Below are 24455 nucleotides of genomic sequence, written 5' to 3' on the forward strand. Positions count from 1 at the left end.
ATTAAATACGTCTAACCAAAATACGTTGATTAGAACGGATACTCACGTGGTTTATGCTGTACTGAAATCCAATGCAAAGTGGTAAATTCTTCTAGTATCCACTCACCATTAAAGCGTCCGATACCAGAGTTTTTCTCGCCACCGAACGGCGCATTACTTTCATCATTGACCGAGATATCGTTGATATGGGTCATGCCCGCTTTGATACCGCGCGCAAAACGCAGACCTTTTTCCATATCTTGGGTAAAGACCGCACTCGATAGACCATACATAGAGTCATTGGCAATCGACAGCGCATCATCTTCATCCTTGGCACGAATGATACCAACCACAGGGCCAAAAACTTCGTTACAGGATAAGTCCATCTCACGCGTCACTTCACTAAAGATATGCGGCGGCACCACCTGACCTTTAATCTCACCACTTAATAGCATCTTAGCACCCTCTTTCTGCGCTTTGGCGATTTTTTCTTGTAGCGATTCGACTTGTTTTTTATTGATGATAGGGCCAACTGCGGTGTCTTCTTTGCTAGGATCACCGACATTTAGGGTTTTTACGTGAGCGAGGAAACGCTCAACGAAATCATCATAAATCTCATCTTCGACAATGATGCGATTAATCGCAATACAGATTTGTCCTTGGTGCAGGAATTTACCAAAGGCTGCTGCTTTTACCGCTTGTTCGATGTCGGCATCTTTTAGCACCACAAATGGGCTATTACCACCAAGCTCAAGCGCCACTTGCTTTATATAATCGCCGCTGTTAGCAAGCTCGCCGATATGTTTGCCAACCGCCGTTGAACCAGTAAATGACACCAAGCTTGGAATATCGTGAGTAACAATCGCATCGCCAATCTCGCTACCTGCGCCAACGACCACGCTCAGCAGCCCTTTTGGCAGACCCGCTTCTTCAAATATTTTTGCCAATAGTAGACCGCCAGTAATCGGCGTATCACTGGCAGGTTTGAGCACCACGGCATTACCCAAGGCTAACGCAGGCGCAATAGAACGCTGGGTTAAATGTAGAGGAAAGTTCCATGGGCTAATCACAGCAATCACGCCCATCGGCTCACGATAAATAAAGTTCTCTTTACCCGGCGTATTAGAAGGGCGAATCTCGCCATGCACGCGGTTAGGAAAAGTAGCCGCTTCAAGCGTAATCGCACGCGCACTACCGAACTCGACCATGGCTTTAATACGGGTACTGCCCGACTCTTTAATTAACCACTCAACGATTTCTTCTTGACGCTCATCAAAAATATTGACAACTTTATATAATACCGCTGCACGCTGGGCTGGCGTTTGCTTCGCCCATTCTGCCTGTGCTTTGGTTGCCGCCTGAAAAGCTTCATCGAGCTGTTTATCGGTTGCTTGCTGAATCTCTACCAAGGTTTCGCCATTAAAAGGATTGGTATCGGTATTGACGCTATCGTCTTGACCTTTTTGCCAAGTACCAGCGATATATTGCAAATGAAAATCGTTATACGCGCTTTGTTGAGTATGCTTAGTATCGGTTGACATAATTATCCTTATTTATTTTAAGTTTGTTTTTAAGAGCCATTCAATTAAAAGTATTTTTTAGATAGAAACTTATATAAAACACCCCACTCTCAACTTATTTTTCTAAGGTATTGGTTTACTTAGTTTTTAAAATTTCAGTTAAAACAATTAGAATTTTAAATTCTATAAAAATCAAAAGCCTACGATAATTTGAGATTGGCGTATAAAACTCTAGGTTGTATCACTTTATAAACAGTCGACACAACTATCGTGCAAAAAACTTGCTGCTCAACGTTGATAAAAGGTTTTATTGATAAAAGAATTCATTTATAAGTTGCGTTAATAAATAAAAGCCTTCTTACCAAACGTAACTTGCTAGACGACTGGTCTAATGCTACCATAGTAAGTACAAAAACAAGAATAATTTATCATTATGTATTGTTGAGAAAACGTAACGCTTAAAACTATTGTCAAAGTAGTGCTCTCAACCCTGGTTTCTATTTAACTGATTTCCATTCGATTACATAACCAAATAATACCCTAAGGAGAACATCCTCTTTATGTCTGATATTACCACCCCTATTCCATCCGATACGAAGGCGCTTCTGTTAGCGATAGGTTATAAGCTTATTGCCCAAAAAGGTTTTACCGCTGTCGGTATCAAACAAATACTCGATACTGCCGGGGTACCTAAAGGCTCGTTTTATCATTACTTTGCTTCAAAAGAAGCTTTTGGTGAAGCCATCATCGAGCATTATTTTGCTAACTATAAAAGGCGCTTAGAGTCGATTGCAGCTGAAGATATTAGCGCGCAACAAAAGATTTATAATTATTTTCAGAACTGGTATGACACCCAGCAAAACGGCTGCGACCATGGAAAATGCTTGGTAGTTAAGCTCAGCGCTGAAGTGGCTGATATCTCAGAAACCATGCGTAAAGCCTTGTATGCAGGTTATCAGCAAACTGTTAATTGGATTGCTGAGCAAATAAAAGCCGGCTGGGCAGATGGCTCAATTCCTCACCTTGATAATATCGCCGCTGAAAGTATGGCTAAGCGTTGGTACTTTGCGTGGTTAGGTGCCAGCTTAATCGCTAAAATCAGTCAAACCGATACACCATTGGCAGAAGTTTGGCTGATGACCACCTCGCAACTTGGTCGCTAAATATTATTCAGAATTTCCATGAGCAACTATTTAGACCGCTAGCTAATCAATGACGATTTTCGGTTATACGATAGTTTTGTAAAATTAATAATAAACTACTAGACGACCGGTCTAGTTGATGTAAAATACGCTCAAACAGCAAAAGTTACTACGATCTAATTTTTGCGCTCACAACCTACACACTTCTTAAAACTCACCTTACAGCTTCTCATTAACAACTAGGAATTTTATGAATAACTTTCAATATTACAATCCCGTTCGTATCGTCTTTGGCGAAGGTCAAATCAAAAAATTGTCAGAACTGGTGCCAACCGATGCACGTGTATTAATCACTTATGGCGGTGGTTCAGCGCAGCGTACTGGCACCTTAGATGAAGTAAAAAATGCGCTAGGTGCTAACGGCAACCGTGAAGTATTTGAGTTTGGCGGTATTGAAGCCAATCCAGAGTTTACCACGCTGCTAAAAGCCGCTGACATGGTCAATGAGCATAATATTGATTTCTTATTGGCCGTTGGTGGCGGTTCAGTCATTGATGGCAGTAAATTTGTCGCCCTTGTGTCTTCATTAACTGAAGAAGGTAGCACAGATGGTACGGTTTCTCGTGAAAAAGCGTGGGACGCATTGACCAGCTATTGCAAAAACATCGACTCAGCGATTGATTTAGGCGCAGTATTGACCATTCCAGCGACCGGTTCTGAGATGAACTCTGGCGGCGTAATTAACTATAGCGAACGTCAAGCAAAACTACCCTTTGGCAACCCGCTTACCTTCCCTAAATTCTCAATTTTGGACCCTACCAAAACCTTGACATTACCTGAACGCCAAGTGATGAACGGTGTCGCTGACGCCTTTGTTCACGTCATGGAGCAGTACCTTACCTATCCTATTAATGCCAAAGTGCAAGATGCCTTTTCTGAGAGCTTATTAAAAATTCTTATCGAAGAAGGTAAAGCGGTCAAGGCCGACCCAGAGAATTTAGAAACGCGTAAAAACATCATGTGGACAGCAACCATGGCATTGAATGGCCTGATTGGCACGGGCGTGCCACAAGATTGGACGACGCATATGATTGGTCATGAATTGACTTCTCTACACGCGATTGACCATGCTCGCACGCTCACGATTGTACTGCCGTCAGTCATGCGTGAGCTTAAAGACAGTAAAAAAGACAAATTGCTCCAATATGCGCGTAACGTTTGGAACATTACAGATACAGATTTAGACGACGATACCATCATCGAAACTGCTATTGTGCATACTGAGAACTTCTTCCGCGAGCTTGGCTTGCCAGTGAGCTTAGAAGATGCTGAGTTAGATAAGTCGGCGATTGACCCTATTATTAAGCAACTTGAAGCGCACAAAATGGTGAAATTGGGCGAGCATGGCAAAAATGATTTAGACGTATCACGTCGCATCTTAGAACGCGCCGTGACGAGCAAAGCCTAATCATTTAAAGCCTTATCATCGTAACTTTCTTATCCACAACAATCGGTAGCCATCCACCTTAGTATGGCTACTGACTTTAAGAATTTTAAAACGTTAAAAAACCAATAACTAGAATAATAACTAGAATAAGGAGCTTTAACATGAGCTTTAATGAACAACAAAACCAGCAACAAAACCGTCAAATCAAACTTGCCAGCCGCCCGAATGGCGCCCCAACCAAAGATAACTTTGAGCTGACCATCAGCGACATCCCAACACCTAACGATAAGCAAATGCTACTGCGCACGGTATACATGTCGCTTGACCCCTATATGCGCGGACGTATGAGCGCGTCAAAAAGCTATGCTGACCCACTAGAAGTCGGCGATGTGATGCTTGGCGGTACGGTCGCCCAAGTGGTCGAATCTAATATCGATAAATTTGCCGTTGGTGATTTGGTGGTATCAAATTCAGGCTGGCAGGATTATAGCGTCAGTGATGGCGAAGGCGTGCTAAAACTTGATAAGAATATGTCCAACCCTTCGTATGGTTTAGGTGTCCTTGGTATGCCAGGCTTTACCGGCTACATGGGTTTAACCGATATCGGTAAACCAAAACAAGGCGAAACCTTAGTCGTCGCAGCAGCAACTGGTCCTGTGGGCGCAACGGTCGGACAAGTCGGCAAGCATTTAGGCTTGCGTACCGTTGGTGTGGCAGGCGGTGCGGAAAAATGCGCTTATGCGGTCGAAGAATTGGGCTTTGATATTTGTATCGACCATAAAGCCGACGACTTTGCCGAACAGCTGAAAAACGCTTGCCCAGATGGTATCGACATCTATTATGAAAACGTTGGCGGTAAAGTACTCGATGGCGTATTGCCATTACTAAATGCTCATGCGCGTATCCCAGTGTGCGGCTTGGTGTCACAATATAATGCGACCGACCTTCCTGATGGCAAAGACCGTCTCGGTATGTTGATGGGTCTTATCCTGAGCCAACGCCTGACTATCAAAGGTTTTATTATCTTTGAAGAGTACGGCGATTATTTCCCAGAGTTCTTAAAAACCATGGGTGAATGGGTTGAGTCGGGTAAAGTTAAAACCAAAGAGCATATTGTCGATGGCTTAGCACAAGCACCACAAGCTTTCTTTGATATGCTAGAGGGTAAAAACTTCGGTAAAACCGTGGTTAAAGTTGCTGACGTTCAGTAGTGGTTATTTTAAATAGCGCAACGCTAAGAGCAATAGAATCTCTCAGCAATACTTAACGATGGATACCAACAAGCATCAATACCAATATCAATAATAAATAAGGACAGTTATGAATATTTTAATGGTACTAACCTCACACGATAAATTAGGTGATACTGGCAAAAAGACCGGCTTTTGGCTCGAAGAATTTGCCGCCCCTTACTATGCTTTTTTAGATGCTGGCGTCAATATTACCTTAGCCTCTCCTGCTGGCGGTCAACCACCACTCGATCCGAGTAGCGATACGGAAGATGCGCAAACCAAGGACACCAAACGCTTTAAAGACGACAAAGATGCTCAAGAGCGTCTTGCCAATACCAAAAAGCTTGCCGACGTAAAAGCCGAAGACTTCGATTCTGTCTTTTATCCAGGCGGTCATGGTCCATTATGGGATTTGGCAGTCGATAAAAACTCCATCGAGTTAATTGAAAGCTTTGTTAAGCAAGACAAGCCGGTTGCTTTTGTTTGTCACGCTCCTGCAGCGCTGAAAAACGTCAAAATCGATGGTGAGTATTTGGTTAGAGGTAAAAAAGTTACTGGCTTTACCAATACCGAAGAAGAAGGTGTACAGCTCACTGACGTCGTACCTTTCTTATTGGAAGACGTTTTAAAAGCCAATGGTGGTGACTATCAAAAAGGCGCAGATTGGGAATCGTATGTCGTCGAAGACGGTCTATTGATTACCGGCCAAAACCCAGCCTCATCAGAAGAAGCTGCCAAACGCTTACTGGCTAAACTGAACGCTTAATATAAAATACAGCAAAAAGGCTGACATCATGATTCGCTTACATCATCTTAATCAATCACGCTCACTACGTACGTTATGGCTACTAGAAGAATTGGAGCAACCTTATGAAATCATTAGCCATCAGCGCGATGCCAACACGCATCTAGCACCTGATAGCCTAAAAGCAATTCATCCACTCGGTAAATCTCCGGTTATTGAGATGGATGGCGAGCTTTACGCCGAATCTGGGGCGATTACTGAGCTATTGATTGAGCGTTTTGCGCCAGAGCAATTACGCCCTGCGACCGACAGCACTGATTATGGTCATTACTTGCAGTGGATTCACTTTGCCGAAAGCTCGCTGATGTTGCCGTTATTGCTTGAGCTGTTTACCACTAAAGCAGGCGTTGGCGACAATGCGTTTTTGACCGGTTATATCGCTCAAGAAAAGCACAAACTCCTGAGCTATTTAGATAATGAGGTGAAAGACAAAACGTTTATCGTCGGCAACAAACTCAGTGGCGCTGACTTCATGCTATCGTTTGATTTAATCATGCTCGCTAAGCGCGGCGCGTTAGAAGACTACACCCATATCAAACAGTATGCTTTGCAACTGACGAGCATTGATAGCTACCAACGCGCCATGCGTTTGGAAGCCAACTATGATGACTCTATTAAGCGCTAAGTAAGACATTTCAATGGTTTAATATGAAAAAACAGCTCTTTATGAGCTGTTTTTTTTATGGCTAAGCTGTTAAGGGCTTAAGGCAAAACTTTTGCTCAAGCCAGCTATTCATAAAGACATTATCAGGATCATACTCACGGCGTATCTCCAAAAAACGATTTAGCTTAGGATATAAGCTTTGCAGCTCTATACGGCTCAATTTATTCACTTTGCCCCAATGCGGGCGACCCTGCCATTTTTTCATATACTCGTACAGCCATTTAAACAATGGCTCACAGTCCATACCGTTCCAAAAATCTTACTCAAACCTAGCCAATATTGACTATTAGATAGGTTTGACGTTTTCTTTCTGCTTCATTGTCACGCGCTATTTCTCATTTGAGATTTAGACTGACCACGACTCCACAGACTTTTTTAATTGGCGATGGAACTCACCGTCCAATAAACAGGATTATGCAGCTGTTAAAATAACAGTCGCGTTATTTAAAATATTGATGCTGGCGTTGAGGTCACGGTCATGAGAAACCTGACAGTTAGGGCACAACCACTCACGCATTTTCAATGTTAGCTCATCTTTACCAAGGATATGATTGCAGTTTGAACAGGTTTTTGAGCTTGGGTAGAAGGGTCCGACTGATTTCACAACCTTGCCTTGCTCAGTGGCTTTGTAGATAAGCTGTCGCTTAAACTCAAAGAAACCCAAGTCACTGATAGCTCTTGATAGCCGCCTATTCTTAACCATACCTTTGACATTCAAATCCTCAATCGCAATCACATCGAACTCATTAACCAGACTTGTTGTGATTTGATGGAGAGAATCTTGCCTAATACACCTGATCTTATAGTGCAAACGAGAGAGCTTGGTTTTCGCTTTTTCTCTGTTTTTACTGCCTTTTTTAGTGCGACTGAGCGCTTTGTTTAGCGTTCTTAGTTTTTTAAGGTTTGCTTGAAGTGGTTTTGGCGCTTTAATTTTAGTGCCGTCTGATAAAACCAGTAAGTCGGTAATACCAAGATCAACACCAACGCTTTTACCTGTCTTTTTAGTAGGAATTACAGCTTTTTGTATTTCAACAGCCACACTAACAAACCACTTACCGCCACGTTTAGAGATGGTGGCTGACATGATCTTGCCGTCAAAACGTAAAGCTTCTTTTAAGCGAACCCAGCCCAAGTTTGGGATACGAATGGATTTACCTTTAATGGCAAATTGGTCGTTGGATAAACTGAATCTATCGTCACGGCCTTTTTTACGAGCGGTTGGGTATTTCGCTAAGCCTTTAAAGAAGTTGTTATAAGCATCACCCAACTGCATGATTGCCGCCTGCGGAGCGCATTTGGTCACTTCCAGCATATAGGGGAATAATTCACGCTTAATGGCGTTCAATTCGCGTCTGAGCTTCGCCTGTGAGGGCTTGTTTAGATTTTTAGTATCAACCTCAACGCCTGCGGCCAAACACGCATCACGGTACGCTTTGTCAAGCGCATACTGCCGCTGCCACTCATGCAAAGCCCAGTTGTAGGCTTTTCTCGCCACGCCACAAGCACGAGCAAGGTGATTTGCCTGTACGTTGTTTGGCTTGAGTTCGATAATGTGTCCACGGATCATAATGCTTTTTTAACCGCCTCTATTAATTGTTGGTTTTTCTTGCTGCGAGAGCCGTATAGCCTCGCTGAAAATACGGTGATAATCTCCAATACATCTTGGGCTAATTCTTGCTCAAAATTCAACTCTTCACCTTGATTGATTATTACCACTTCAACGTCACGAGCCTCACACAACATGAAAACCAGTTCTGCACCAAATCGTAAAAGCCTGTCTTGATGGGTAATTACCAGCCGTTCAACTTTATTGCTCAGTATGTCATCAAGCAGGTCTTTTAAGCCTTTCTTTTTATAATTCATTCCACTACCAAGATCGGTAATCGTCTCAAAAGTCCAGCCTTGCCTGGCACAATAAAGTTCCAAAACTTGAGACTGGCGAAGTAAGTCGTCTTTTTGATCACGACTCGACACACGAGCATAAGCAATGGTTTTTCGGTCTAATTTAGGTGGTGTATTCAAGGAATGCGGTCTGATTTCACTTAAATCATATCGCCTATGCCCGTTTTCGGTTCGCTTGGCGACTAACGTACCATCCTCATCCCAACGTCTTAATGTGGATTGAGCAACCCCGAAATGTTTGGCAGCCTCCCCAATACTAACCAGTTTCCCCATAACTTGCTCTCTATATTATAGATATAATCTATCTATTATAGTAATAAATAGGTAGGTTTGTATATGTTTTATTTAACTGTTTGCAACCCTGATTTGCTTTGCCCTGATTAATATCTTAGAGCTACCACCTGGCAATACCGAAAAAGTATTCGAAAAACTGGATTTTTTAAGCTTTGCGTTTTTTGCTAGCGGACTTGCAGCCTTGGCAGTCTTTCTGGTTCAAGGGCGTATCCAGTGGTGGACGACGCCTTGGCTGAGCTATCCGCTCATCATCGCGGTGGTGACGATTAGCATCGCTTTATGGATTGAAACGCACCGTAAAAACCCAATGTTACAAGTGCGCTGGATGCGTAGCAGCAATATCATCGCTTTTACGATAACCGGCGCGGTGATGCGTATTTTATTATCCGAGCAAAATGTCGGTGCAGCAGGTTTATTGGCCAATTTGGGCTACGGAAATGATCAGTTGATTACCTTTTATGCGGTGATACTTGCCGCCAGCGTTCTGGCCTTGGTCATCAGTATTTTTAGGACTAATGCGATGAATTTACGCCGTCCGGTCATTTTCGCCGTGGCACTGATTGCTGTTGGCGCATGGCTAGATACAGATATTTCGCTAAATTCTGCTCCTTATATGTTTTATGTCAGTCAATTTATGATTGCCTTTGCTGCCGTTTACTTTATGGGTCCCATGGTTTTTGAAGGGATGTTTCGCGCTATCGCTAACGGCCCCGCTTACATTATTCGTTTTTCGGTTATTTTTAGCATCTCGCAGACCATTGGCGGACTTGCAGGCGCAGCAGCGATTCAAGCGTTTACCACCATACGCACACAGATACACTACGCCGATATGGTCGGCTCGCTTAATTTAGGCGACCCGGCCTTAATGGCACAAGTCGCAGGCGTACGTCGTATGTTATCTACCCAAATCACGGATGCCAATCAAGCAAATGTCGCGGCGATGGGACAAGTATTGCAAGGCATTCAGCGCCAAGCGACGGTCGCCGCCTATGCTGATTTATTTTTTCTTATGGCAACTATCGCCTCCATCACAACGCTGATTTTATTACTAAATTACTTGTATCATCGCTACCATAAACGTAATCCATTGGCTAAAGAATTGGCAGCGATTGCAAAAATGCGCGAAGCAAAATAGCCCAAATAATTAAAGCATTTTCTTCATTTAAAAATGCCACTTAACATATTAATTAATGCAAAAAAAACTTATGATAACTATTCAAACTTTAGGAGCGCGGCATGAGTCAAGAAAAATCTGATGAGCTTAACCAAAACCCTAAGCCCGCCTCTGACGTACTAACCAACAACACTCATGCTCCTGATGCAACAAATTATCCAAATGCTGCGGTCAATATAGATAAGCCGGCTAACGACAGGCTTGTTAATGACGAGAGTATTGTTAATGATAATCTTACTGACAGTGATGAGCCGTCCATGCCGCCTATACCGCCAAAGGAGCCGATTCCTAGCAGCGATGGCTGGTCGCCGAAGAAGAAATCTTATTTAAATTTAGGCATACTAATCGCCTTGATTGTGATTGGTGTGGCATTAATTTTGTACGCTTGGAAGCTGCCGCCCTTTACTCCAACGGTGCAGCAAACCAATAATGCTTTTGTTAAAGGACAAACCACCATTATCAGTCCGCAAGTATCCGGCTACGTGACTGAGGTAGCTGTTAAGGATTTTGCCACTGTTAAAGAAGGTGATTTATTAATCAAAGTAGACGATCGTACTTTTAGGCAGCAGCTTGAACAAGCGCAGGCAAACATTGAAATCGCTGTGACCAATCGCGCTAGTAATGCGCAGGATACAGGAACCAGCCAAGCGCAAATCGAAGCACGCGAGGCGGACTTATATAGTGCTAAAGTCAGCGTCGACAGTGCGCGTGAAGATGTGAAGCGTTATCAAGGTTTAGACGCTATCGGTGCAGTATCAAAGGCAGAAGTGGCGCATATCAAAGCGCAACTTGCAAAAGCGCAGGCCAACGTGCAACAAGCAGAAGCGAATTTACAAGTGGCTCGTGAGGCAAGCGAGAAGACCAGTGGTAGCCGCTCATCTTTAGATGCCAACATTAAGAGCGCAGAAGCCGGTGCCAAGCAAGCTCAGATCAATTTAGACAATACCGTTATTAGCGCACCAGAATCTGGGCAGCTGAGTCAAATCAGTGTCAAAGAAGGACTATACGTGAGTGCCGGCGCGGCCAACCCTGCGACGGGTAACTATATCAAAATTGCTCAGCGCGTTCCCGTTAGAATTGACTTGGCCCAAAACCAGCCTAACCTTGCGCAGTTACGTCCAGGTATGTCAGTGTCAGTGAATGTCGATACCAAAGCAAAAAGTTAATGCAAGAAATTAGACTAAAAAACAGCGCAAAAAAAAGCCTCTTTAAACAACTGTCAAACCAGATTTAAAGAGGCTTCTTTATTTGTAATAGATTGTCATTAAAACGATCAAGCTTAGGGTAACAAACGTTTGGTTGTCCATTTTGCCGCGTCGCCCGTGCCACTCTTGTCTTGCGTATAAACAATGCGGTCATGCATACGATTGGCACGGCCTTGCCAAAACTCGATGCTCTCAATCGTAATCTCATAGCCACCCCAAAACTCAGGGGTTGGCACTTGACTGTCTGCTGGATAATCATTTTGCAACTGCTCAAACGTTTGCTCCATGACCTCGCGATTGGCAACTTCACCACTTTGTGGCTGGCTAACCCACGCGCCCACTTGACTATCATGCGGACGTTTTTGGAAATAAGCCGCTGATTTAGTAGCGTCTATTTTAGCAATATTGCCGCTGATACGGATTTGACGCTCAAGCTTATGCCAAAAAAACAGCGCTTCGGCATTGGGATTTTCGGCGATATCTTGGCCCTTGGCGCTTTCGTAATTGGTATAAAACACGATGCCTGCGTCAGTAATTTCGCGCAGCAAAACGATACGCACGCTGGGCTTATTGTCTGCGCCGCACGTTGCTAAACTCATCGCATAAGGTTCTTGCACTTCTGCTGCTATCGCTTCATTCATCCATGCATGTAGCAGCTCAAATGGTGAGTCTGGTACTGACTGCTGGTCGAGTTGCCCTTTCTCATACGATAGGCGCTGATCGGTAAAATCCATACTCATGTTTGTTTCTCGCTAACTTTCGAATATTAATATAAGTCTATTTAACCAAGACGTTTAGCCTAAAACCGTTTTGATTTTATCGGCCAAATCATTGGCCATCACATCGCATTCTATCTCATCGTCTGACTCAACCATGACCCGAATCATCGGCTCTGTACCTGACTGACGGATAAGCAGGCGACCGCGACCCTCTAAGGTAGCGCGCGCTTTATCAAAAGCTGCGACAAGCTCTTCATGCTCAAACGGATCTTGCATTTGCGATAAGCGTACATTGACCAGTTTTTGTGGTAATACTTCAAAACCTTCGGTCAAATCGCTAAGTGCCTTACCGCGTGCTTGCATCACTGCGAGCACCTGCAAACCTGCGATAATAGCATCACCCGTGCGACTTTTATCCAAGCATAAAATATGACCAGATGGCTCACCGCCTAGTATCCAACCATTGGCTTCAAGCTCTTGCATGACATAGCGGTCGCCAACTTTTGCACGGGTAAACGCGATATTAGCGTCTTTTAACGCCAACTCTAAGCCCATGTTACTCATCAAGGTACCCACGACACCTTCGGCTTTGGTTTGACTTTGGGTAGCCAGTACATACAAAATACCATCGCCATCGACTAGCTCACCGGCTTCATCGACCATCACGATACGGTCACCATCGCCATCTAAAGCAATACCAACATCAGCCTCGTATTCAAGTACCGCTTTTTGCAGATTTTCAGGATGGGTTGAGCCGCAATTGGCATTGATATTAATGCCATCAGGTTTATTATTAATTGCGATAACATTGGCGCCAAGCTCACGCATGACACGCGGCGCAACGCTATAACCTGCACCATTGGCACAGTCGACGACGACGGTTAAATGGTCTAAGTCATATTGATAAGGAAAGCTGCCTTTGCAAAATTCGATATAGCGCCCTTTCGCATCATTAATACGATTGTTTTTGCCCAGTCGCGCCGGATCGAGGATTGGCATGATGGCACTATTATCGGAATTTGAGGCATCCATAATTGCGGTCAATTTATCGTTAATTGCGCTTTGCATCTCATCGGTCAGTTTCTTGCCATCTCCTGAGAAGAACTTGATGCCATTATCAAAATAAGGATTGTGCGAAGCAGAAATGACCACGCCAGCATCGGCGTTAAAACTGCGGGTCAAATGCGCGATAGCAGGCGTCGGTAGTGGCCCTAGCATATGGACGTCAACCCCAGCCGCATTAAAGCCCGCCTGCAGCGCCCCTTCAATCACATAGCCGGACAGACGCGTGTCTTTACCTATCACCACACTGGGTTTGCGCGCAGGATTATTATTATTTTCTATCAGCACCAGCCCCGTCACATAACCTAACTTCAAAATAAAATCAGGGGTAATCGGTAACTCACCAAATTTGCCGCGAATACCATCAGTGCCAAAGTAACTCATTATTATTGTTCCTCAATTTTATAAAGTAAAAAATCAAACGGGCGCCCAGACTGTCATTGTTTTAAAAGAAGCTAATTGATAGACAATCGCTTTTTTAGAAACGCTTTTAAAACTATCTGCTGCTATAAATTTTCTTTATTGGCTCTCTTTCTATGCGCCTTATCCTTTTTAAGGCTACTAAAAACCCACTCCAGCATTAGCGAAGTATTTTTAACATACATCAAGTATAAGCCTTAAACCGAGACAAGGCATCTAAATAATAAAAAGGCGTCTAAGTTATAGATAGAAGAGTTTAATGTTGTATTTTACAAAAAAAACAGCCAACAATAATAAAGCATTGTTGGCTGTTTGTATCTTGGTGTCACGGCAACGCTACAGAGCCGATAACCTACATCTTACTAGCGTTAAGAGATGATCAATCAACGCGATAGTTAGGCGCTTCTTTGGTAATCTGCACATCATGGACATGAGATTCTTTCATACCCGCTGAAGTGACTTTGACAAACTGCGGCTTAGTACGCATCTCTTCAATGGTCGCACAACCAGTATAACCCATCGATGAACGTAGGCCACCCATCATCTGATTGACAATACCAGAAACTGGGCCTTTATAAGGTACGCGGCCTTCGATACCTTCTGGTACCAGTTTTTCTACGCCGTCTTTGGCATCTTGGAAATAGCGATCTGATGAGCCGTTTTGACCTGACATCGCACCCAAGCTACCCATACCGCGATAGGCTTTATAGTAACGGCCTTGGAACAGCTCAACCTCACCTGGCGCTTCTTCGGTACCCGCCATTAGTGAACCAACCATGATGCACGACGCGCCAGCAGCAATGGCTTTTGCCATATCGCCTGAATAGCGGATACCGCCATCAGCAATCAGTGGAATACAGTCTTGTAGTGCGCTTGCGACACTATCGATTGCCGAGATTTGCGGCATACCAACACCCGCGATAATACGCGTGGTACAGATAGACCCAGGGCCAATACCTACTTTTACCGCGTCTGCACCAGCATCACGTAATGCTTTAGCGGCATCACCTGTGGCAATATTACCGCCGATAACCTGAACGTTTGGATAGTGCTTTTTAATCCAAGAAACTTTATCAATCACGCCTTTTGAGTGACCATGCGCGGTATCGACAACGATGATATCGACATCAGCGGCAATCAAAGCTTCAACACGGGCTTGGGTATCAGCGCCAGTACCGACAGCCGCACCAACGCGCAGGCGACCCTGCTCATCTTTACAAGCATTAGGGTTATTTTCTGCTTTAGAGAAATCATTGACCGTAATCAGACCACGCAAACGAAAATCATCATTAATCACAATCACTTTTTCGATACGGTGCTCGTGAAGAAGTTTTTTGATATTTTCGTTACTCTCACCTTCTTTGACGGTGACCAGCTGATCTTTTGGCGTCATGATATGGCTAACTGGTAGTGACAAATTGGTTTCAAAGCGCCAATCACGATGGGTAACGATACCAATGACTTTATCGGTACCCTTCTCAACCACAGGCACCCCTGAGATGTTGTTATCTTGAGTCAATCTTAATAGCTCACCGATGGTCATCTCTGGGTGCACGGTGATGGGATCAACAACTGTACCGGCTTCGAATTTTTTAACGCGGCGTACTTGCATGGCCTGTTTATCGATATCCATGCTCTTGTGCAAAATACCCAAACCACCAAGCTGCGCCATAGTGATGGCCATCTCAGATTCAGTGACGGTATCCATCGCAGCCGAAATCATCGGTAAGTTTAAAGTGATATTTTTGGTTAGGCGGGTCGTTAAATCAGCAGCTTTTGGTAGGATTTCAGAATAAGCTGGTAATAATAAAACGTCATCAAAGGTTAAGGCTTCATCGACAATTCGCAACATACAGACCCCTAGTGGTGGTTATTTTGATGGGTGGGCAATGCAGTATCACGTCGATAAACAAAAGCTTTATCAAAATCAATACGCCAAAATAAAGCGGCTAGAATTGTGAAAAAACCATGAGGAACAAACCTTAAATACGGATATCACTCGGCATGTTATCTGTTTATCAGCGGTAATAAAATACTTAGGAAAGTAGAGTTGCTAATATCGCGCTTCTAAACCTTCTAACATCTGATTACCCGACGCTTAATAACTGAATTATCCCTTAAAAATAACGCCATATTATAACAAATAAAGCAAGCCTTCGCATAACATATTTGTCAGCTTATTTTGCTAGATGGTGCCTTTATTTTGCCATGCTCTTACATCGTTACTATGTTTCTGTTTTAACGATAAAACGTTCCGCTGGTAGATAATCTTTTTGTTCGCTATATAAGTAGCTTAGCATTTGCTCACGCACTTCACATTCAAGTAACCAAGCATTGAGCGGGCTATCGGACGCTTGGCTACAGCGCAGCTTAATAGTGGTTTCTGATACCGAAACGGTAAACAGCTCAGGCTCAGTTTCACCGTCCCATAGCGCATTGTCTTTTACCAGCTCGATGTATTTTTGTCGAATGGCGTCAATATCAGCGCCATAATCGACATACAAATAAATCACTGAGGTTTGATGCGATTCGGTATGCGACCAATTTTCCACAATCTCAGTGATAAAATGCCGCATAGGTACTATCAAGCGGCGCTCATCCCACGTTTTTAGTACCGCATAGGTGTAGCCTAAATCCTCAATCGTACACCATTCGCCCTCCATCATCACCGTATCGCCGATACGCACAGGCTGGGTAATGGCGACCTGCATCCCTGCGATGATATTACCTAAAATAGGCTGGGCGGCAATACCTATCACCGCGCCGGCAATCCCCGCTGAAGTGAGTAAGGTCTTACCCAAACCATCAATATTGGTGAACTCACTCAGACCTATCCAAATACCGCCTAAAATCATCACAAAGATAAAGACGCGGCGAAAAATAGACACATAGGTGCGGCGACTGCGGCCTTTATCAAACTGCTCTTCGCTCAAATTCTCGATTTGCAAATCTTTATAACGATTGGCAAAGAAATTAATGGCGCGTGTACCCAGCCACATGGCGCTTAGCACCAACCCAATCCAAATAATGGGGCGTGTCGATGAGGCAAGCGCATCTAAGTAAGGAAAACCGCCCGATACCAAGGTATAAACCGCGGAAAAACTGATGGTAAACGTCAAAGGCACGGTCAGCTTATTGACCAAGTCCTCGACGCCGTTATGATGAATGGTGGCGAGCCGATTGCCCTCTTTGTCTAAAACGTACCAATTGAGCAGTTTACCAGCGGCTTTACTGAGCAGCCAACCAGCGCCCATGGTAAAGAAAAAGAATAAAAATAAAGCGATAAATTCCCAAATAGCAATGCCAAAGACTTTTAATTTGGTCCAGTCGGGCAAATAACGCTCAAACTTGGCAGGCTGATATTGCTCATACAGCTTATTGATATTGGCGACCGTTTGCGCGGAAAACACCCAAAAAGGCGGGCTGTCATCAATGCGTACGCGCTCAAGATGCAGCGGCACACGGCGATCACGATAGTCGATATAACCCAACTGGATTGAGCGCCGAGGAATACCTTGGATACTATTATTGCTACCAAGCGGCGGTTCTATCAAACCATCAGGACGGTCGGGCAACTTATCAAACGCATACAGCTTTTTTTCCATCAATAGAAAATCGAGCTGTTTGGCAAGCTCTATTGCTTGATTACGCTGCAACTCCTCGTCAATCAAGTTCATATTGAGCGCATAAGCGGCCAAATCATACTGCTGCTTGATAACTGCCGATTGAAAAAACTCTAGCGTTGCCAGTGGTGTCGATAAATTCGGTGGCTCAGATAGTGGCGGCAAGCCGACATTGAGCTTATTTAAAGCATAATAGCTTTCGTTATAGTCGCCAGTCAGACCAGAGTCGCCCTGCAACACGCCTGCCTGCTGCTTGGGTTTTTTCTCAAACGGACTAATGACCTCTTCAGCAATTGCAGAGACACTGACGCCCTCTTTTTTGAGCTTATCGATCCGTTGCGATGCATAGTCAACGATGTTTTCTGGCGCCTCGGAGATGGGCGCTGTTGTTTCGTTTTGATTGTTGATCGTTGAAGTGTCATTCGCTGAATGACTAGCCGCATAAGCTGGCAGATAGACAATAATTAGGATAATGACGGAGATACTGGAAATAAAATGACGTATGTTCAAATGCCTCACGGTTAATTTATGCCTACCTTTAATAGTGTCTAGACTCTTACAACCAGAAACATCAGCGTCGCCCCTATTGCCCATATACGGAGCTTGGATATTTTTAGCCATCAAAGACTGAGAGGAATGTTTCATACGTTAAGGTTCTAGGCTGATTAATGAAATGATTTAGTAAAGTTAAACATCAATTTTGACTATAAGATAAAGCTAATGCACTGAACCAAAAAAAGCCAGCATAAAGCTGACTTAATTTGAGGGTAAAATGTTAATTGATACAATTGCTTATAGCAAGAATATGATTTAAGCACGGCGCCAAGTCGTACCCGCACGGCTGTCTTCAAGCTCAATTCCCGCCTCTTTTAACTGCTCACGTATCTCATCAGCACGGGCAAAGTTTTTATTGGTTTTGGCATCGGCACGCTCGGTGATTAATCCATCGATAGCGTCATCGGACAAACCACCTTCTTGCGCCTCACCCACGACCGCTTGTAAAAACTGCTGTACCGGTAGCTGCAATATATTTAATGTCTGCGCCAAAGCTTTTAGTTGCTGCGCTAACTGCCATGCAGCCTCTGCATCTTCGCCTTTGAGCGCTTTATTGATATCTCGTGCCAGCCCAAATAATACGCTAATAGCCGTTGAGCTATTAAAATCATCATTCATGGCTTTGATAAAGTCTTGTCCTGCCGCGCTATCATAAGCAGAGTTTGTTAGCACATCATCGATAGTGAGTGTTTGTCCTTTTTGTTGTTCAGCCGCTTTTAATGCTTGATATAATCTGCTTAGGCTATTGTGCGCTTCATCTAAGGCTTTGTCTGAGAAATTCACTTGGCTGCGATAGTGACTTGATAACAAGAAAAAGCGCACCGTTTCAGAATGATACTTGGCAATCACATCGCGAATGGTAAAAAAGTTATTTAGCGATTTGGACATCTTTTCGCCATCAACATTGATAAAGCCAACATGCATCCAATTACGCGCGTACTCGCAGCCTGTCGCCGCTTCCGATTGTGCTATCTCATTTTCATGATGTGGAAACTGTAAATCATGACCACCGCCGTGAATATCAAAGGTATTGCCAAGGCATTTGATCGACATCGCCGAGCATTCGATATGCCAGCCCGGACGCCCTTGACCCCATGGCGATGCCCATTGTGGCTCACCAGGTTTTGCCGCTTTCCATAGGACAAAGTCAAACGGATTGCGCTTGTCATTTTCGACATTAACGCGCGAGCCCGCTTGCATATCGTCCAAATTGCGCTTGGATAATTTGCCATAATCAGGGAAGCTATCGACTGCATAATAGACATCACCATTATCGCCAGTGTACGCATAGTCATTGCTGACCAAATTGCCAATCATCTGCTGCATCTCGTCGATATAATCGGTCGCACGTGGCTCAGCATCGGGTGCTAAGCAGCCCAGTGCCGCAAAATCTTCGTGCATCGCGGTGATAAAGCGCTGCGTTAATGCGCCAATCTCTTCGCCGTTTTCGGCTGCGCGAGTGATAATTTTGTCATCTATATCGGTGATATTCCGCACATAATTGACGTCATAACCCAGTTGCGTCAGCCAGCGCACCGCCATATCAAAGGCAACTACCACCCGCGCATGACCGATATGACAATAATCATAGACCGTCATTCCGCACACATACATGCCGACTTTGCCCGCAACCAGCGGCTTAAATGACCGCTTGCGTCCGTTAAGTGAGTCGTAAATGGCAAGCTGAGACATCGCGTCTGCAAGAGGTGTGGTCATAGTAAAAAAGCCTTTTGATAAAAAAGATAAGAGTGAAACGAAAATATTCTTACTGCACACTTAAATAATGAAAACGCTTATTTATAGCTTAGTTATAACAATATTTAGCGTCATTATTATTTTTGAAAAAGTAGCAGTATAAAACTTAACCCATTATCTTAGCGAAAATGCTCGTAAAATACTACAATGAGCGCATAACTAACATTCGCAATGCTAAAAAATACTGACTTTTTAACAAACACTAACCTTTAAGGATAAAACATGGGCAATCGTTTAAGCAAAATATATACACGTACTGGCGATGACGGTACCACAGGCATGGCAGATGGCAGCCGCGTGAGTAAAGCGGACAATCTATTTAGCGTCATGGGTGATGTCGATGAGCTCAACTCACATATTGGTTTGGTACGCGCGCAGTTGGCGCAAAACTCGACTGACGCGACAAAAGAAGCCGACTTTGCCCAAGCATTAGTGATTATTCAGCATCTGCTATTTAATATCGGTGGCGAGCTTGCCATGCCAGAATATGAAGGCGTGAATAGCGCGCACATTGCATGGTTAGAGCAACAGATTGACGCGATGAATAGCACTTTGCCGGCGCTAAAAGATTTTATCCTACCAACAGGTTCAGTGTTGGTCAGCCAATTGCATGTCACCCGTACCGTCTGTCGCCGAGCTGAGCGTCAAGCGGTGCTATTGCAGCAGCAGCGACCAGAAGCCATTCGTCCAACGGCAGTTAGCTTTATCAATCGTTTGTCGGACTGGTTGTTTGTCGCTGCGCGTTTTTGCACCGACCCTGAGCAAGTTTCTGAAGTGCTATGGGACAGTCAAGTATTACAAAAATTCGCTGAGAATAAATAGTTTAGCTTTTACTGACTGCTAAAAATTAACCGCTAAAAATTAATTTAAGCAAAAAGCCCGCGACTTACGATAGTTGCGGGCTTTTGAATTTCAAACGCTAGGCTTAGACAGCACCTACTGACATTTTATTAATAAACTGAGAGGTTATTAATAAGTTGCGTCTTTATCTTCGATAATCACCATATCGATACTGTCATCTTTAGGGACTGACTTAGGTGTAGCTGGAGTCGCAGGCGCTGTAGTACTAGGCGTTGTGGCAGCTTGGTTATTGCTTTGGTTATCCTGATTACTCGTGTTCTGGCTACTGTTTTGACTGCTGCTATTTTGATTGACAGTCGGTGGCGTAGCTGGCTCAGCTGGACGCACAGGGGCCGCTGGCGTTACCGGTCTTGGTTGACGAGTTTGGTTTTCGCTATTGTTTTGTGCCGTTTGACGGCGGCGTTCGGCTGCTTGCGCGGCACGCTGCTCTTCTAGTGCTGTCTGAAAGGCTGAGCCTGCCACTACTTCTGATACTACGGTCAGCAGTGCTGGCTGTCCAGCGATACGCGTACGTACTTGACCGCCTTGGGTACCAACGACATAGGTAAAGGCATCGTCAACGAGCATGTTGTTATTGATACGGATATTGTCATTGGCTAGGCGTGATTGTAAGCTTGGCTGATTGTTAGCGGCTTGCAGTTGGCTGGCTTGGTATAAGTCTTCACTTGGCAAAGTCATGCTGACACTCGCCTGACAGGTGGTCATGCCATTATCATTTGTGGCTTGTAATACCGCAGCGTTTTGCATATCGATGACGATACCATTGGTTTTACCAGTGACAACGCCACTACTTAAAGCAATTTCAGCATCGTTAGCGTAACTTGCTGCCAAGGTTTGCGCTTGTTGATTGAGCGTATTTCTTAAGGCTGATTTGAGGCGATCTTGTACCATTGGATCATCACAACTTACCGCTGTAGCAGCCGCGTTTTCATTAGTAGCGGTCTCTTCGGTTAGCTCGGCAGTTTCTGTGGTCTCTTCTTTTTCTGAGCGGTTACAGCCTGTAAGTACCAAACTACAGGCGATACCAATACCAGCAACCTTATACCACTTACTCAAACTCTTGTTCGCTACGCTCATCTTTTTTGCTCCAATTTCCTGATTCGTACCGCCACTGACGGACAGTGTTTTAACATTCAAAAACTTACATGCGCATCATGACATTTAAATGTTAACAATCGTCATGCAAGTTTTGAAAACCACGTTATTATACGGCGTTTGATTTAAATGGTCATCAGTGTAGCCTATTGATATACAAATAACGTCCAACATTGTGTACAAAACCTTGCTTTGGTTGCAAAAAAGCTACAAAGACATATTTTATATCGTAGCTGCAGCTCCTACGTACGCTATATAAGTAATGCTTCTGTTCTCAGATAAATATTTTATTAGACCCCATTTTGCACAGACGATATGATAGCGATAAGAATTTTTGATAGCTATTAATAATGATAAATTTTAAAAATACCCTTTTATTGGGCCATCGCGGGGCGCGCGGTGAAGCATTAGAAAACACCTTAGCAGGCTTTAAACTGGCGCAAAACCTACAAAGCGCGGGTTTAATAGGCGTTGAATTTGATGTGCAATTAAGCGCCGATGGTCACTTGCTGGTCTTTCATGATGATAATTTACAACGCCTATGCGCTCAGCAATCCTGCATCGACCAGTTGAGTCTTGCCGAGATTGGACGCTATTTACAGTCTGGTCATCAGATTACCCCTTTGGCCAAAATAGCCTCTGTGCTAAAAGGTTTTGGCTATATTGAGCTGGAAATCAAGACACATGAGCGCACGGATTACGGCAAATTAATTAGAGCATTAATGCACGATTTAACCGACAGTCCGCTTGCCAGCTTGCCTATAGCGCTGACCAGCTTTGATGTCGAACTACACGCGCGGTTGCAACGCAATAAAACCTTACAACATATTCCGCGTGGTTTACTGATTCGCACCCCTAAAACTTTGCTAAGCGCACCACAAACTGCCCTGCAACTTGGCTGCGTCCAGCTAGGTATTCACTATCCATTGCTGACTCAAGCTGTCATTAAGCACTGTCATCGTTATCACCTGCCAGTCAGCGCGTGGACCGTCAATGATAGCGAGACGATTAAACAGCTTATTACGTGGCAAGTCGACGTCATCATCACCGATTATCCAACCTATTTTCTCATGCGCTAAGTAAGGGAGCTTCTTACCTATCTTTTTGTCATATTTCAAAAAACTTGCTTGAAAATGGCTTAAAAAAGCCAGCTAATTAATTGGCTCGATAGTCGTTTATACATTTTTATCGCACACATATTTATCTTTTTACTTACACTTTCACTTAACTGCTGATAAGTAAGGGATTATTTGGGTTAATCGCTACCATAACTCCTACAAGTTATTGTTATTTAGCAATATTTTTCTAGTGTATAACTGTTCACTTTACTGGTCTTTTAGGGTAATATGGAGGCTGAAATTAATATCATTAGGAATATTACATGATTGCTAAAAAAGTAATAGGCTTACCACTTAAGGGCTTGCGTTTCGCCATGAAGTCGGGTGATTCGCTTATACAGCATGCTGGTACTCAGGCGCTGCGCGTGAAGACGTGGCTTGATACTGGCAAAAGCAAAACTGATGATGCTGCCGATACGCAGTTTGCGACGACGAGCGGTTATAAAGATGCCAATGCAGTCGCTAACTATGAGGGTATCGATCCGCTTGAGCTTGAATTTCAAAAGTCGCCAATCAACTTGGTTCCAGCGATTTTTCTGATTGCGACGCCTATTGCTGCTGCCGTCATTACGCCATGGTACCTGTTGACCCATCAAGTTAGTGCGCCAGTTTGGGGTGTGTTTGGTGCCTTTATGGTGTGGACCGGTATTAGTATCACTGCAGGCTATCACCGCCTACTGTCGCATCGCGCTTACAAAGCCCATCCCTTGGTAAAAAACTTCCTATTACTTGGCTCAACCCTGGCGGTTCAAGGCTCTGCTTTTGACTGGGTATCGGGCCACCGTACGCATCATCGTCATGTTGATGACCGCATGGAAGATCCTTATTCAGCAAGACGGGGTTTTTGGTTCAGTCATATCGGTTGGATGTTACGCAATTATCCTAGTGGTCGCTTTGATTATAAAAACATTCCTGATTTGACCAAAGATAAAGTGCTACAGATTCAGCATAAATACTATGGTTTATGGGTACTGGCTACCAACGTTGCGATGGTTGCGGCAATTGGTTGGTTAATAGGTGACGTTTGGGGCACGCTTGTATTGGCAGGTCTACTGCGCTTGGTACTGACCCACCACTTTACCTTCTTTATTAACTCGCTATGCCACATGTTTGGTACGCGTCCTTATACGGATACCAATAGTGCTCGCGATAACTTTTTCCTTGCTATCTTTACGTGGGGTGAGGGTTATCATAACTATCATCACTTCTTCCAATACGACTATCGTAATGGCGTGAAATGGTGGCAATATGATCCAACTAAATGGCTTATCTTGGGCTTATCTAAAATTGGGCTAACCAGTGAATTACGCACGGTTGACGACACCACCATTAAGCATGCTGAAGTGCAAATGCAGTTCAAAAAGGCTCAACAGCAGATTGATAATGTCACTGCGAACGGTCTAGATATTCCACATGCGATGAAGAGTTTCCAAGATCGTATCAAGTTTGAATATGAAGCCTTTACGCAAACGGTCGAAGAATGGCAAGCGCTAAAAGCCAAAACTATTGAGCTAAAAAAGACCGAGTTTGCCGATCGCCTGCATGAAGTTGAAGAGATGCTAAAGCACGACTATGCCAAAGTTGAGCAAAAAATACTGGCGCATAACAGCAATCTAAAAACGGCGTTTCGCTCTATCGGTCAAAGTCCAAAAGCGGCGTAAGCGTTTATAGATTTATTATCTTAGCTTTTATTGTACGTTTCTCCTGCCCTCTATTCTGTAAAGATAGGGGGTTTTTTTCAGCCATGAGTTGTGCGCTGCTCGTTTACGCACTTATTATTTTTGCTCACTCATTGTTTATACAGCAATTACAAGAGATGGACAGAGTGAAACGCGGCATTATTAAGGCTATGCTATAGTAAGTTTATTACTCTCTTTACACGC

20 protein-coding genes are annotated in these 24455 nt (G+C 44.0%); 10 read left to right on the top strand and 10 right to left on the bottom strand.

Annotated elements, in window-relative coordinates; translation table 11 throughout:
• Positions 1-29 precede the first annotated feature (29 nt).
• Entirely contained in the window at positions 30-1520 is a 1491-nt protein-coding gene (locus FOR85_RS00870; protein WP_144296298.1) for an aldehyde dehydrogenase family protein, read from the bottom strand.
• A gap of 539 nt (positions 1521-2059) precedes the next feature.
• Here FOR85_RS00870 and FOR85_RS00875 point away from each other — a divergent pair.
• From FOR85_RS00875 to FOR85_RS00895, 5 genes are all read left to right on the top strand, one after another.
• On the top strand, positions 2060-2662 hold the full coding sequence (locus FOR85_RS00875; protein WP_144296299.1) for a TetR/AcrR family transcriptional regulator: 603 nt from the start codon (positions 2060-2062) through the stop codon (positions 2660-2662).
• A gap of 229 nt (positions 2663-2891) precedes the next feature.
• Positions 2892-4109 carry an iron-containing alcohol dehydrogenase gene (locus FOR85_RS00880; protein WP_144296300.1) on the top strand — a complete coding sequence of 406 codons (1218 nt, stop codon included), beginning with the start codon at positions 2892-2894 and terminating at the stop codon, positions 4107-4109.
• Positions 4110-4249: 140 nt separating this feature from the next.
• Positions 4250-5299 (top strand): NADP-dependent oxidoreductase, encoded by a 1050-nt coding sequence (locus FOR85_RS00885; protein ID WP_144296301.1) that lies wholly within the window; start codon positions 4250-4252, stop codon positions 5297-5299.
• Positions 5300-5408: 109 nt separating this feature from the next.
• Positions 5409-6086, top strand: coding sequence for a type 1 glutamine amidotransferase domain-containing protein (locus FOR85_RS00890; RefSeq protein ID WP_144296302.1), 678 nt, complete (start codon positions 5409-5411; stop codon positions 6084-6086).
• A gap of 28 nt (positions 6087-6114) precedes the next feature.
• Positions 6115-6750 carry a glutathione S-transferase family protein gene (locus tag FOR85_RS00895; protein WP_144296303.1) on the top strand — a complete coding sequence of 212 codons (636 nt, stop codon included), beginning with the start codon at positions 6115-6117 and terminating at the stop codon, positions 6748-6750.
• Between the two features lie 61 nt (positions 6751-6811).
• On the opposite strand, the gene FOR85_RS00900 is transcribed toward FOR85_RS00895, so the two are convergent.
• The 3 genes from FOR85_RS00900 to FOR85_RS00910 all read right to left on the bottom strand — a co-directional run bounded on the left by FOR85_RS00900 (position 6812) and on the right by FOR85_RS00910 (position 8964).
• Positions 6812-7033, bottom strand: coding sequence for a D-arabinono-1,4-lactone oxidase (locus FOR85_RS00900; RefSeq protein WP_223808446.1), 222 nt, complete (start codon positions 7031-7033; stop codon positions 6812-6814).
• A gap of 168 nt (positions 7034-7201) precedes the next feature.
• Positions 7202-8356, bottom strand: coding sequence for an RNA-guided endonuclease TnpB family protein (locus tag FOR85_RS00905; protein ID WP_093071385.1), 1155 nt, complete (start codon positions 8354-8356; stop codon positions 7202-7204).
• Positions 8353-8964, bottom strand: a complete 612-nt coding sequence (locus FOR85_RS00910; RefSeq protein ID WP_144296304.1) for an IS607 family transposase — start codon at positions 8962-8964, stop codon at positions 8353-8355. Before FOR85_RS00910 ends, FOR85_RS00905 begins: the two co-directional genes overlap by 4 nt.
• A 202-nt stretch (positions 8965-9166) precedes the next feature.
• On the opposite strand from FOR85_RS00910, the gene FOR85_RS00915 reads away from it, so the two are divergent.
• Positions 9167-10120 carry a hypothetical protein gene (locus tag FOR85_RS00915; protein ID WP_223808447.1) on the top strand — a complete coding sequence of 318 codons (954 nt, stop codon included), beginning with the start codon at positions 9167-9169 and terminating at the stop codon, positions 10118-10120.
• A 101-nt stretch (positions 10121-10221) separates the two neighbouring features.
• Positions 10222-11325 carry an HlyD family secretion protein gene (locus FOR85_RS00920; RefSeq protein WP_144296305.1) on the top strand — a complete coding sequence of 368 codons (1104 nt, stop codon included), beginning with the start codon at positions 10222-10224 and terminating at the stop codon, positions 11323-11325.
• A 113-nt stretch (positions 11326-11438) separates the two neighbouring features.
• Here the strand turns inward: FOR85_RS00920 and pdxH are convergent, their stop codons facing one another.
• From pdxH to cysS, 5 genes are all read right to left on the bottom strand, one after another.
• Complete coding sequence (gene pdxH, locus FOR85_RS00925) at positions 11439-12098, bottom strand: pyridoxamine 5'-phosphate oxidase (protein ID WP_190295468.1); 660 nt, start codon at positions 12096-12098, stop codon at positions 11439-11441.
• A 60-nt stretch (positions 12099-12158) separates the two neighbouring features.
• Positions 12159-13529 (bottom strand): phosphoglucosamine mutase, encoded by a 1371-nt coding sequence (gene glmM / locus FOR85_RS00930; RefSeq protein ID WP_144296307.1) that lies wholly within the window; start codon positions 13527-13529, stop codon positions 12159-12161.
• Positions 13530-13944: 415 nt separating this feature from the next.
• Positions 13945-15417 (bottom strand): IMP dehydrogenase, encoded by a 1473-nt coding sequence (gene guaB, locus FOR85_RS00935; protein ID WP_144296308.1) that lies wholly within the window; start codon positions 15415-15417, stop codon positions 13945-13947.
• A 373-nt stretch (positions 15418-15790) separates the two neighbouring features.
• Entirely contained in the window at positions 15791-17698 is a 1908-nt protein-coding gene (locus FOR85_RS00940; RefSeq protein ID WP_223808448.1) for a mechanosensitive ion channel family protein, read from the bottom strand.
• A 300-nt stretch (positions 17699-17998) separates the two neighbouring features.
• Positions 17999-19459 (bottom strand): cysteine--tRNA ligase, encoded by a 1461-nt coding sequence (gene cysS / locus FOR85_RS00945; RefSeq protein WP_144296309.1) that lies wholly within the window; start codon positions 19457-19459, stop codon positions 17999-18001.
• A 261-nt stretch (positions 19460-19720) separates the two neighbouring features.
• Here cysS and FOR85_RS00950 point away from each other — a divergent pair, with 261 nt between their 5' ends.
• On the top strand, positions 19721-20320 hold the full coding sequence (locus FOR85_RS00950) for a cob(I)yrinic acid a,c-diamide adenosyltransferase (RefSeq protein ID WP_144296310.1): 600 nt from the start codon (positions 19721-19723) through the stop codon (positions 20318-20320).
• Between the two features lie 147 nt (positions 20321-20467).
• Here FOR85_RS00950 and FOR85_RS00955 read toward each other — a convergent pair whose 3' ends face one another.
• The gene (locus FOR85_RS00955; protein ID WP_144296311.1) at positions 20468-21436 is read right to left on the bottom strand and encodes a hypothetical protein; all 969 of its coding nucleotides are present in this window, start codon (positions 21434-21436) and stop codon (positions 20468-20470) included.
• 368 nt (positions 21437-21804) lie between these two features.
• Here FOR85_RS00955 and FOR85_RS00960 point away from each other — a divergent pair, with 368 nt between their 5' ends.
• Both FOR85_RS00960 and FOR85_RS00965 read left to right on the top strand, forming a co-directional pair.
• Positions 21805-22533, top strand: coding sequence for a glycerophosphodiester phosphodiesterase (locus tag FOR85_RS00960; RefSeq protein ID WP_144296312.1), 729 nt, complete (start codon positions 21805-21807; stop codon positions 22531-22533).
• 302 nt (positions 22534-22835) lie between these two features.
• Complete coding sequence (locus FOR85_RS00965) at positions 22836-24233, top strand: fatty acid desaturase (protein WP_144296313.1); 1398 nt, start codon at positions 22836-22838, stop codon at positions 24231-24233.
• The last annotated feature ends 222 nt before the right edge of the window (positions 24234-24455 follow it).

The organism is Psychrobacter sp. YGAH215, assembly GCF_007280595.1.
GTDB lineage: Bacteria > Pseudomonadota > Gammaproteobacteria > Pseudomonadales > Moraxellaceae > Psychrobacter > Psychrobacter faecalis.

What these genes read in the sequence shown, in the direction of transcription:
- FOR85_RS00885 (WP_144296301.1), top strand. Translation starts at nt 4,250, where the DNA reads ATGAGCTTTAATGAACAACAAAACCAGCAACAAAACCGTCAAATCAAA.
- FOR85_RS00880 (WP_144296300.1), top strand. Translation starts at nt 2,892, where the DNA reads ATGAATAACTTTCAATATTACAATCCCGTTCGTATCGTCTTTGGCGAA.
- cysS (WP_144296309.1), bottom strand. Translation starts at nt 19,459, where the DNA reads ATGACCACACCTCTTGCAGACGCGATGTCTCAGCTTGCCATTTACGAC.
- FOR85_RS00870 (WP_144296298.1), bottom strand. Translation starts at nt 1,520, where the DNA reads ATGTCAACCGATACTAAGCATACTCAACAAAGCGCGTATAACGATTTT.
- FOR85_RS00965 (WP_144296313.1), top strand. Translation starts at nt 22,836, where the DNA reads ATGATTGCTAAAAAAGTAATAGGCTTACCACTTAAGGGCTTGCGTTTC.
- FOR85_RS00905 (WP_093071385.1), bottom strand. Translation starts at nt 8,356, where the DNA reads ATGATCCGTGGACACATTATCGAACTCAAGCCAAACAACGTACAGGCA.
- FOR85_RS00910 (WP_144296304.1), bottom strand. Translation starts at nt 8,964, where the DNA reads ATGGGGAAACTGGTTAGTATTGGGGAGGCTGCCAAACATTTCGGGGTT.
- FOR85_RS00900 (WP_223808446.1), bottom strand. Translation starts at nt 7,033, where the DNA reads ATGGACTGTGAGCCATTGTTTAAATGGCTGTACGAGTATATGAAAAAA.
- pdxH (WP_190295468.1), bottom strand. Translation starts at nt 12,098, where the DNA reads ATGGATTTTACCGATCAGCGCCTATCGTATGAGAAAGGGCAACTCGAC.
- FOR85_RS00890 (WP_144296302.1), top strand. Translation starts at nt 5,409, where the DNA reads ATGAATATTTTAATGGTACTAACCTCACACGATAAATTAGGTGATACT.
- guaB (WP_144296308.1), bottom strand. Translation starts at nt 15,417, where the DNA reads ATGTTGCGAATTGTCGATGAAGCCTTAACCTTTGATGACGTTTTATTA.
- FOR85_RS00895 (WP_144296303.1), top strand. Translation starts at nt 6,115, where the DNA reads ATGATTCGCTTACATCATCTTAATCAATCACGCTCACTACGTACGTTA.
- FOR85_RS00875 (WP_144296299.1), top strand. Translation starts at nt 2,060, where the DNA reads ATGTCTGATATTACCACCCCTATTCCATCCGATACGAAGGCGCTTCTG.
- FOR85_RS00955 (WP_144296311.1), bottom strand. Translation starts at nt 21,436, where the DNA reads ATGAGCGTAGCGAACAAGAGTTTGAGTAAGTGGTATAAGGTTGCTGGT.
- FOR85_RS00920 (WP_144296305.1), top strand. Translation starts at nt 10,222, where the DNA reads ATGAGTCAAGAAAAATCTGATGAGCTTAACCAAAACCCTAAGCCCGCC.
- FOR85_RS00950 (WP_144296310.1), top strand. Translation starts at nt 19,721, where the DNA reads ATGGGCAATCGTTTAAGCAAAATATATACACGTACTGGCGATGACGGT.
- FOR85_RS00960 (WP_144296312.1), top strand. Translation starts at nt 21,805, where the DNA reads ATGATAAATTTTAAAAATACCCTTTTATTGGGCCATCGCGGGGCGCGC.
- glmM (WP_144296307.1), bottom strand. Translation starts at nt 13,529, where the DNA reads ATGAGTTACTTTGGCACTGATGGTATTCGCGGCAAATTTGGTGAGTTA.